Source organism: Oleiphilus sp. HI0079, assembly GCF_001635105.1.
Genome location: NZ_LWFT01000914.1, coordinates 1 through 670 on the forward strand (window position 1 = coordinate 1; position 670 = coordinate 670).

General features: G+C 48.2%; 2 protein-coding genes. Both read right to left on the bottom strand.

Annotation, left to right across the window (positions count from 1 at the left end; genetic code table 11):
- A partial coding sequence (locus A3750_RS16875) for a urate hydroxylase PuuD (protein WP_197475102.1) occupies nt 1–358 on the bottom strand: 358 nt, incomplete at its 3' end.
- 22 nt (nt 359–380) lie between these two features.
- Nucleotides 381–670 (bottom strand): amidohydrolase family protein (locus tag A3750_RS16880; protein WP_156498670.1); only part of this gene is annotated, 290 nt, incomplete at its 5' end.

The window sequence follows — 670 nt, forward strand, 5'->3', positions numbered from 1 at the left end:
ATTGAGTTAGCTCTAACTTGCTGTTGTCGATCAGAAAGCTTTCAGCGCCAACGTAGTAAATAATCCAAAGCATTACCATGCCGGTTAGCCACGTGGTGTAAGCTTCCCACTTAAACCAATGCAGGTTCTCTGGCATTGCCTCTGGCCCAAGTTTGTATTTGGCAACCTCGTAAAAACCGCCACCGTGGATCGCCCAAAGGTCACCACCAATGCCTTTGTCTTTTTTCCATTGCGGCGGGTTTTCGAGGCTGTTATCCAGCCATACAAAATAAAAGGAGGCGCCAATCCAGGCGACACCCGCGATCACATGGAACCATCGGAAAAATAGGTTCAACCATTCCAGGAAATACGCTTCCACAGTTAATCTCCTCGCCTGTGTATTAGTGTTTTTCGTGGGCGCATTCGCCCGCGACGTAGGTGGCTTTTACTGCGCGGTCATCGCCCAGAATAATCATTGCGAACAGCTTTTCGTCCAGTGTTTTGCACTTGGATTGCTTCAGGCTCATCAACGGTGTTGCATCATAATCAAGCACCGCAAAGTCGGCTTCACGACCTGCCTGAAAAGAGCCAATCTTGTCATCCAGTTGCAGCGACTTGGCATTGCCTAGCGTTGCCATGTACATACTCTTGAGAGGGCTTAAGCTGTGATTTTGAAGTTGATTTATCTTGT